This is a genomic window from Bartonella queenslandensis AUST/NH15, from assembly GCF_000312585.1.
Lineage (GTDB): Bacteria > Pseudomonadota > Alphaproteobacteria > Rhizobiales > Rhizobiaceae > Bartonella > Bartonella queenslandensis_A.
Window position 1 is genome coordinate 181,124 of the sequence record NZ_HE997998.1, and the last position, 8,474, is coordinate 189,597.

At 34.4% G+C, this 8,474-nt stretch carries 9 protein-coding genes; 6 read left to right on the forward strand and 3 right to left on the reverse strand.

Annotated elements, in window-relative coordinates; translation table 11 throughout:
- From rho to BN338_RS04595, 6 genes are all read left to right on the forward strand, one after another.
- Window positions 1-1,046: transcription termination factor Rho (gene rho / locus BN338_RS04570; protein ID WP_039759453.1), on the forward strand; the 1,046-nt coding region annotated here is incomplete at its 5' end.
- 31 nt (window positions 1,047-1,077) lie between these two features.
- On the forward strand, window positions 1,078-2,385 hold the full coding sequence (mnmE, locus tag BN338_RS04575; RefSeq protein WP_039759454.1) for a tRNA uridine-5-carboxymethylaminomethyl(34) synthesis GTPase MnmE: 1,308 nt from the start codon (window positions 1,078-1,080) through the stop codon (window positions 2,383-2,385).
- Window positions 2,386-2,491: 106 nt separating this feature from the next.
- A complete protein-coding gene (gene mnmG, locus BN338_RS04580) occupies window positions 2,492-4,360 on the forward strand; it encodes a tRNA uridine-5-carboxymethylaminomethyl(34) synthesis enzyme MnmG (protein ID WP_039759457.1) in 1,869 nt (622 codons plus the stop codon).
- On the forward strand, window positions 4,360-5,007 hold the full coding sequence (rsmG, locus tag BN338_RS04585) for a 16S rRNA (guanine(527)-N(7))-methyltransferase RsmG (protein ID WP_039759460.1): 648 nt from the start codon (window positions 4,360-4,362) through the stop codon (window positions 5,005-5,007). Before mnmG ends, rsmG begins: the two co-directional genes overlap by 1 nt.
- A gap of 6 nt (window positions 5,008-5,013) precedes the next feature.
- Complete coding sequence (locus BN338_RS04590) at window positions 5,014-5,811, forward strand: ParA family protein (protein WP_039759463.1); 798 nt, start codon at window positions 5,014-5,016, stop codon at window positions 5,809-5,811.
- 40 nt (window positions 5,812-5,851) lie between these two features.
- Window positions 5,852-6,748, forward strand: a complete 897-nt coding sequence (locus BN338_RS04595; protein WP_039759466.1) for a ParB/RepB/Spo0J family partition protein — start codon at window positions 5,852-5,854, stop codon at window positions 6,746-6,748.
- Between the two features lie 9 nt (window positions 6,749-6,757).
- Here BN338_RS04595 and BN338_RS04600 read toward each other — a convergent pair whose 3' ends face one another.
- The 3 genes from BN338_RS04600 to BN338_RS04610 form a co-directional block, all read right to left on the reverse strand.
- Window positions 6,758-7,240 carry a hypothetical protein gene (locus tag BN338_RS04600; RefSeq protein WP_039759468.1) on the reverse strand — a complete coding sequence of 161 codons (483 nt, stop codon included), beginning with the start codon at window positions 7,238-7,240 and terminating at the stop codon, window positions 6,758-6,760.
- Window positions 7,241-7,807: 567 nt separating this feature from the next.
- Window positions 7,808-8,296 carry a hypothetical protein gene (locus tag BN338_RS04605; RefSeq protein ID WP_039759470.1) on the reverse strand — a complete coding sequence of 163 codons (489 nt, stop codon included), beginning with the start codon at window positions 8,294-8,296 and terminating at the stop codon, window positions 7,808-7,810.
- Window positions 8,297-8,298: 2 nt separating this feature from the next.
- Complete coding sequence (locus BN338_RS04610) at window positions 8,299-8,469, reverse strand: hydroxyacylglutathione hydrolase C-terminal domain-containing protein (RefSeq protein WP_425277461.1); 171 nt, start codon at window positions 8,467-8,469, stop codon at window positions 8,299-8,301.
- Between the last annotated feature and the right edge of the window lie 5 nt (window positions 8,470-8,474).

Sequence of the window (8,474 nt, forward strand, 5' to 3'; positions counted from 1 at the left end):
ACTACCTTCCTGGACCTGATGATATTTATCTTTCACCTGCACAAATCCAGTCATTTTCTTTAAAAACAGGCGATACCATTGAAGGTCCTATACGGAGCCCAAAAGAAGGGGAACGTTATTTTGCTCTTCTTAAAATTAATACAATTAATTTCGAAAAACTTGAAAAGATTCGTTATAAAATTCACTTTGATAATCTTACCCCTCTTTATTCAAATGAACGTTTTCAAATGGAAATACAAGATCCTACAGAGAAGGATATGTCATCACGCGTAATTGATTTGATATCTCCATTAGGAAAAGGACAAAGAGGATTAATTGTCGCACCACCTCGGACAGGAAAAACAGTTTTACTTCAAAATATTGCCCATTCTATTACCACTAATCATCCTGAATGTTATCTTATTGTTCTTTTGATTGATGAACGGCCAGAAGAAGTTACAGATATGCAGCGTTCAGTAAAAGGAGAGGTTGTTTCTTCTACTTTTGATGAACCTGCAATACGTCACGTACAGGTGGCAGAAATGGTCATTGAAAAAGCTAAACGGCTCGTTGAATATGGACGCGATGTTGTTATTCTTCTCGATTCCATTACACGTCTTGGGCGTGCATATAATACGGTTGTTCCTTCTTCAGGTAAGGTTTTGACAGGTGGTGTTGATGCAAATGCTTTGCAACGTCCAAAGCGTTTTTTTGGTGCTGCACGTAATATTGAGGAAGGTGGCTCTTTAACTATTATTGCAACGGCTTTGATTGATACAGGTAGCCGTATGGATGAGGTTATTTTTGAAGAATTTAAAGGAACAGGTAATTCCGAGATTGTTCTTGATCGAAAAGTTGCTGATAAGCGCATTTTCCCTGCTATGGATATTTTAAAGTCAGGAACACGTAAGGAAGAGCTTCTGGTCGCACGACAAGATTTACATAAAATTTTTGTTCTTCGTCGTATTTTAGCACCTATGAATGTAACAGATGCAATTGAGTTTTTGATTGATAAATTAAAGCAAACAAAAAACAATAGTGAATTTTTTGATTCAATGAATACATAGAGTCATTAAGGTTTTTATTAGGATAGAACCTGTGGATACAATCTTTGCTGTTTCGAGTGGATTGTTGCCTTCAGGGGTTGCAGTCATTCGACTTTCTGGTCCTCATGTTGTGGATATCGTTAAAACGCTTTGTGGTTGTTTACCTAAAGCGCGTTTTATGCATTATGGAAATCTCATTGCTCGTGATGGAAGTTTTTTAGATTCCGCTTTAACTGTTTTTTTTCCTTCTCCTCACAGTTTTACAGGAGAGGATTGTGCAGAATTCCATTTGCATGGGGGAAAAGCTGTTGTTAATCGTTTTCTCGATGAATTATCGACATTTTCTGGATGCCGTATTGCAGAGGCAGGTGAATTTTCACGTCGTGCATTTATGGAAGGAAAATTAGATCTTGTTCAGGCAGAAGGTCTTGCTGATTTAATAGAGGCAGAAACAGAAAGCCATCGTCGTTTAGCTGTTATGGGGACAAGTGGACATTTAACAAAACTTTATCGTGATTGGCGTCAAAAGCTTATAAAAGCACGTGCTTTTATTGAAGCAGAACTTGATTTTTCTGATGAAGCAGATATTCCCAACGCAATATCTGATAAAATTTGGAAAGATGTCGAAGAACTTTGTATTTCTCTTCGAGAACATATTCGTGAAGGAGAGCGTGCAAGTATTTTACGGGATGGATTAAAAATTGTTATTGCGGGTGCTCCAAATTCTGGAAAATCAAGCATTATGAATCGTCTTTCAGGAAGATCTGTTTCTATTGTCACGGAAGAAGCAGGAACGACTCGTGATGCTTTAGAAATGAGACTTGTTCTTGGTGGTTTACCTATTTTTTTAACGGATACTGCTGGTTTTAGAAAAACAGAAAATAAAATAGAACAATTGGGAATAGAAGTTGCTAAGCAACATGTTAGAGAAGCTGATTTAGTTATTTTGGTTTATGATATAGAAAATCCTAAACAAGTTGATTTACCAGAAACATCTGCTGAAATATGGCGTGTTGGTAATAAGCTTGATCTTTATGAAAAAAATGACGAAGGTTATTCTATACAATTTTCTGCATTAACAGGTTTAAATTTTGATTGTTTTATCAAACAACTTGAAGAATTTTGTCATCGTCGTGTTTCTGAAGTTGGAAATCTTGTTCCGGCGCGTAAAAGGCAACTTCAATTATTAAAAGAAACTGTTAAAGAGATTGAATTTTCTCTTGATTATTATTCTCTTGATCTTAGTTTACGTTCAGAACATCTCCGCCGTGCAAGTGATTTTCTTGGAAAAATTACGGGAGATATTGATGTTGAAGATTTACTTGACATCATTTTTTCAGAGTTTTGTGTTGGTAAATAATGATTCACGTGAAACATTGATTATTTCATAGACAGATTATAAAGATTATGTAATTTATATTCTGTTTCACGTGAAACTTTAGAATATTCTTTATGGAATAAATTACATGCAATCATATGATGTTGTTATTGTTGGTGGTGGTCATGCGGGTTGTGAAGCAGCTTCAGCTTCGGCGCGTGTAGGAGCACAAACAGTGCTTGTCACACATAAAATAGCAGCACTTGGAACAATGTCGTGTAATCCTGCTATTGGTGGTCTTGGAAAAGGTCATCTCGTTCGTGAAATAGATGCATTAGATGGTCTCATGGGAAGAGCAGCAGATGCTGCTGGAATTCAGTTTAGACTCCTTAATCGACGTAAGGGACCAGCAGTCAGAGGACCACGGACACAAGCGGATAGACAGCTTTATAAAGAAGCAATTCAAAAACTCTTAAAAGAACAAGAAAATCTTACGCTCATTGAAGATGAAGTACTTGATTTGATTGTTAAAGATCATTGCGTATCAGGTGTTATTTTAAAAAAACAAGGAGCAATTTTTTCTGGTGCTGTTGTTTTAACAACAGGGACATTTTTAAATGGCTTTATTCATATTGGTGATAAAACATGGGCTGCTGGCCGTATGGGAGATCAGTCAAGTGTAATACTTGCTGATCGTTTGAAAAATTATCATATAAAACTTGGACGATTAAAAACAGGAACTCCTGCTCGCTTGAGTAAAAAAACAATTGATTGGGATCGTCTTCCAAAACAACAAGCAGATGAAAATCCCGTTCCTTTTTCTTTTTTAACAGAGAAAATTGAACAGCCACAAATCGAATGTGCAATAACACGTACAAATGAGCAAACACATAAAATTATTCGCGAAAATATCTATCGTTCTGCTTTATATTCTGGAAATATAGAAGGATTAGGACCACGTTATTGTCCTTCAGTTGAAGATAAAATTGTTAAATTTGGGGAACGCGATGGACATCAGATTTTTCTAGAACCTGAGGGATTAAATGACAATACGGTTTATCCAAATGGTCTTTCTACGTCTCTTCCTGAAGATGTACAAATTTCTCTATTGAAAACCATTGAAGGATTGGAAAATGCAATCGTTTTACAACCCGGTTATGCTATTGAGTATGATTTTGTTAATCCACAACAATTAACGAGAAGTTTAGAATTACGCTCTTTACCAAGGTTGTTTTTAGCAGGACAGATTAACGGTACAACAGGATATGAGGAAGCAGCAGCACAGGGGCTTTTGGCTGGACTGAATGCTGCACGTAAAGTAGGTAAATTAAATGAAATACTTATAAGTCGTTCTACGGCTTATATTGGTGTTATGGTTGATGATTTGGTTTCACGTGGGGTTTGTGAACCCTATAGAATGTTTACCTCACGTGCTGAATTTCGTTTGTCTTTACGATCTGATAATGCTGATACACGTTTAACACCCTTGGCTCAAGAATGGGGTATTGTCAGTAAAATACGTTGGAAATGTTATCAGAAAAAACAACAACGTCTTGATCAAGCTCGATCAATATGCCAGAATCTTTTTTTAACACCTAATGAAGCTTCTGCTCGTGGATTACACGTTAACCATGATGGAATTCGGCGTTCAGCTTATGATTTTCTTGCTTATCCTCACATGACTTTAGAGCGTCTTTCACATTTTTGGCCGCAATTACAAACAATTGATTCTAAAACTGTAGAATCTTTAGAAATTGAAGCACAATATGCGGTTTATTTAGATAAACAGGCACAAGATATTGCCTCTCTTCAGAGAGATGAACGTTTAGAAATTCCTTCTTCTCTTAATATTCAGGCAATTTCAGGTCTTTCAAATGAACTTAAATCAAAAATTCAAGAAGTGTCACCTCGTTCAATTGCTGATGCACAAAAAATTGATGGCATGACTCCCGCCGCCTTATCGCTTATTATTACATATATTCAACGTCAACGACGTGAAAAGGCTAAAACAGCTTAATGAATTTTTCTACAGAACAAAAATATCAACAACTGTTAAATATTGTTCCCTCTGTTTCACGTGAAACGATGGAAAATTTAATTCAGTTTGAGTCTTTAATACTTCAATGGAATGCGCATATTAATTTGATATCTTCTACAACAATACCAGATCTATGGACACGGCATATTTTAGATTCAGCACAAATTTTTCCTTTGTATAGTCATTTTTTACAGTGGTGTGATTTAGGATCAGGAGGAGGTTTTCCTGCAATTGTGATTGCTGTTTTTCTGAAAGAAAAAAGAACAGGACATATTAATCTTATTGAAAGTAATGGAAAAAAAGTCGCTTTTTTGCGAACAGTTATTGCTCAACTTAACCTTCCAGCAACGGTCTATCACGCTAGAATTGAAGATATTTATCAAAAAATTTCCATACCCGATATTATAACAGCACGGGGATTAGCGCCGCTCAATACTCTTTTACAGCTTATTTTTCCTTTATTAACAGAAAAAACAATCGCTCTTTTGCAAAAAGGTCGGGATTACGCTACAGAAATAAAAAATGCCTCTGCCAATTGGCACTTTGATCTGTTAAAACATAAAAGTAAAGTTGATGAAAATTCTGTTATTTTGGAAATTTCTCATATTCGATCAGATAGAGGGTAAAGCAAAATGAGCGAAACACGAATTATCGCTATTGCAAACCAAAAGGGTGGAGTCGGAAAAACAACGACAGCAATTAATCTTGCAACAGCTTTAGCAGCCATTGGTGAAAATGTCCTTATTATGGATGTTGATCCACAAGGTAATGCAAGTACAGGCTTGGGAATTGATCGTAATAGTCGTCCTTTATCATCTTATGATGTTCTGGTTTCAGGCGTTTCAATTACACAAGCAGCTTTAAAAACAGCTGTACCTAATCTTCATATTGTTCCTTCTACACTCGATCTTTTAGGTGTGGAAATGGAAATTTCTTCATCACAAGATCGTATACAACGCTTACGTAAAGCTCTCTATGATGATCCGGAAATGGAAAAAAAATTCAATTATGTTTTAATTGATTGTCCACCATCACTTAATCTTCTTACACTTAATGCTATGGGAGCTGCAGATTCTGTTTTGGTACCCATGCAATGTGAATTTTTAGCACTTGAAGGTTTAAGTCAATTACTTGAGACAGTAAAACAAGTGAGATCCGTTCTTAATCCATCCCTAGAAATTCAAGGTATTGTTCTAACAATGTATGATGGACGTAATAATCTTTCAAATCAAGTTGTTGAAGATGTACGCTCTTTTATGGGAGATAAAGTTTATCGTACTGTTATTCCACGAAATGTAAGAGTATCAGAAGCGCCCTCTTTTGGTAAACCTGTCTTGCTTTATGATCTTAAATGTGCTGGGAGCCAAGCTTATTTGCGTCTAGCATCGGAAGTAATTCAACGTGAAAAACAAGCACGCGCTGCTGCTTAGAAATATAAAAAAATAATATGAAAATTCAAAGAGAAAAATTATGAATGATGATCTCTCAAAAAAAAGACTAGGACGTGGATTAGCAGCATTGATTGGAGATATCAATTTAAACAATAATCTTGCACGTTCATCAAGCTTTGATAAATTAAATGAATCCGCTAATTTTTCTGAAAAATTTATTCCTATTGAATCTATTTCGTGTAATCCTCACAATCCTCGGCGTCATTTTACTGAAACAGAGCTTGATAATTTGGCACAATCAATTCGTCAGCACGGTGTGGTTCAACCTGTTATTGTAAGGCCTTTAAGAGATCATCCTCATCGGTTTGAATTGATTGCGGGGGAACGGCGCTGGCGTGCAGCACAACGTGCAAATTTAAGTCAATTACCCGTTATTATTCGTGATGTGGATGATAAAACTGCTTTAGAATTGGCTATTATTGAAAATATTCAACGAGCAGATCTTAATCCTATCGAAGAAGCAAAAGGATATGAGATGCTCTTAAATGAACATGATTATACGCAAGTAGATTTAGCACAAGTTATTGGAAAAAGTCGTAGTCATGTTGCAAATACGCTTCGTTTATTAAAACTTCCTGAAAAAGTACAACAATTCTTAACAGATGGACAACTTTCAGCCGGTCATGCTCGTTGTCTTATAACTGTTGATAATCCACAAGATTTAGCTGAAAAAATTATCCGTGAAGGGCTTTCTGTACGTCAAACAGAAATACTTGCATATGAACAGGCTAATCCTAAAACTAAAAAACGTACCCCTATAGAAAAAAATGCAGAAACTAAATCTTTAGAAAAATTACTCGCAGATGTAATCGGGATGAAAGTTATTATTCGCCATGGTAAAAAAGGTGGAGATTTAAAAATACATTATTCTTCATTAGAACAATTAGATGAAATTTGCCGGCGTTTACAAAGTTAACAAATTGTTCTAAAAAGGATTTTCTTGATAACAACTTCTCAAAATTTTGATCATTCTATACATATGATTTTTAGCAAATTCTATATTGCTTGAGGATATAGCATTTTTTTCATAAGTAGAATTCTCTTCATGTATCAGAACAATTAAGGTTTCTTGAAGTGCTCGGAGAGCAATAATAAAATCTTTTGGTGTGAGATTATTTTCTCTTAAAATATTTACAAGTCCTTGTTTACTAGAAATATAGGCAATTTCATCCTCAATACTATCACTATCAGTGGTGTGATAGCTTTTTGTACCTGTTTTTTCTGAATTTTGAGATAAGTTTTTATATTCTTTTTCAATTTTTTCTAACTTTAAAAGAAGATCTTCTGTCAAGAGATAGTTTGCAATAAGAAGTGATGCAAAAGAAGGCATTTCTGTCTTTTGTTTTTTTTCTTGAGCGTATGATACAAGAGGAAAAAGGAAGAGGAGGCACAGTGCAATTTTAAACATAACTAAAAATTATCCTTTCTTTTGCGAATTCCAATAAAAAATTTTCTACCTGTTGTATTTTGTTTTTATAAAAATCATTTGTAAATATAATAGGAATATAAGGTAATTATTCGGAATGGTGAAAATATGATGATTTTTTGACAGAGTCATACCTCTAACGAAGAATAGAACGCCATTGGATTACTAATTCACGTACTTGTTTTAAAAAGGCGTCTTTTTATATTCCCAAGTCCATTTCGAGATGATGTCCGTGAATAGTATAACTAAAGCTCCATGAATATATAAAATTACAAAGCAGAACTCCTCTATCTTTATGGCTTATAAAGAAGCAGATCACATTGTCACACATTCTGCCAGTTCTCAATGTGCTACAAAGTCCTTGGTACTTAACTATTTATGAAAGATATTTTAATTATAAAATTTCACTCTATACGACTTTCCTCACTTGTAACGTGTAAGTGGATGTTTTTTATTGATTCAACATATGAAATAGTAAATTACCACTATAAATCAACATATTGACTTATTATAGCAATGGGATGATATTTTTTGACGTTTCATAATTGATTAGTTTATCAGAATGAGGCTTTTACAGTCTCCTGAAATATTTACTGCTTTGTAAAAGTGTTTTTTAACAAATTCAAGATTTTTTAAAAATATAATATTTTTCTCAGATGAATATTCTTTTTCGTGTGCAAATGTAAGAAGCATTGATATTTCTTCAAGAATTAAGGACCCAGCAGCAAAATCTTTTGGTGTGAGGTTATTTTCTTTTAAAATATTCAAGAATTTTGGTTTACTAGAAATATAGGTGGTGTAGTTTTCAATACTAGAGAAAACATTAGGGTTGTAAGTATAAGAATTATTTTCTGTTTCTGAAAGCAAACTTTTACATTCTTTTTCAATTTTTTCTAACTTTAAAAGAAGATCTTCTGTTAAGAGATAATTTTTAGTAATTGGTGATATAATAGAAGGCTTATCCATTTCTTGTTTCTTTTCTTGAGCGTGTGATACAAAAGGGAAAAGGGAGAGAATACATAATGCAAGTTTAAACATGACTAAAAATTATCCTTTCTTTTGCGAATTTCAGCAAAAATTTCTTCATCTGTAGCATTTTTCATTGAAAGTTTTTTTCTGATTGCGTAATTATCCCAACGAAGGAAGGGGTTTGTTTCTTTTTCTTGCCCTAAAGTGACAGGGAGAGAGTCATGGCTATTTTTTGCGCGCAATAAAA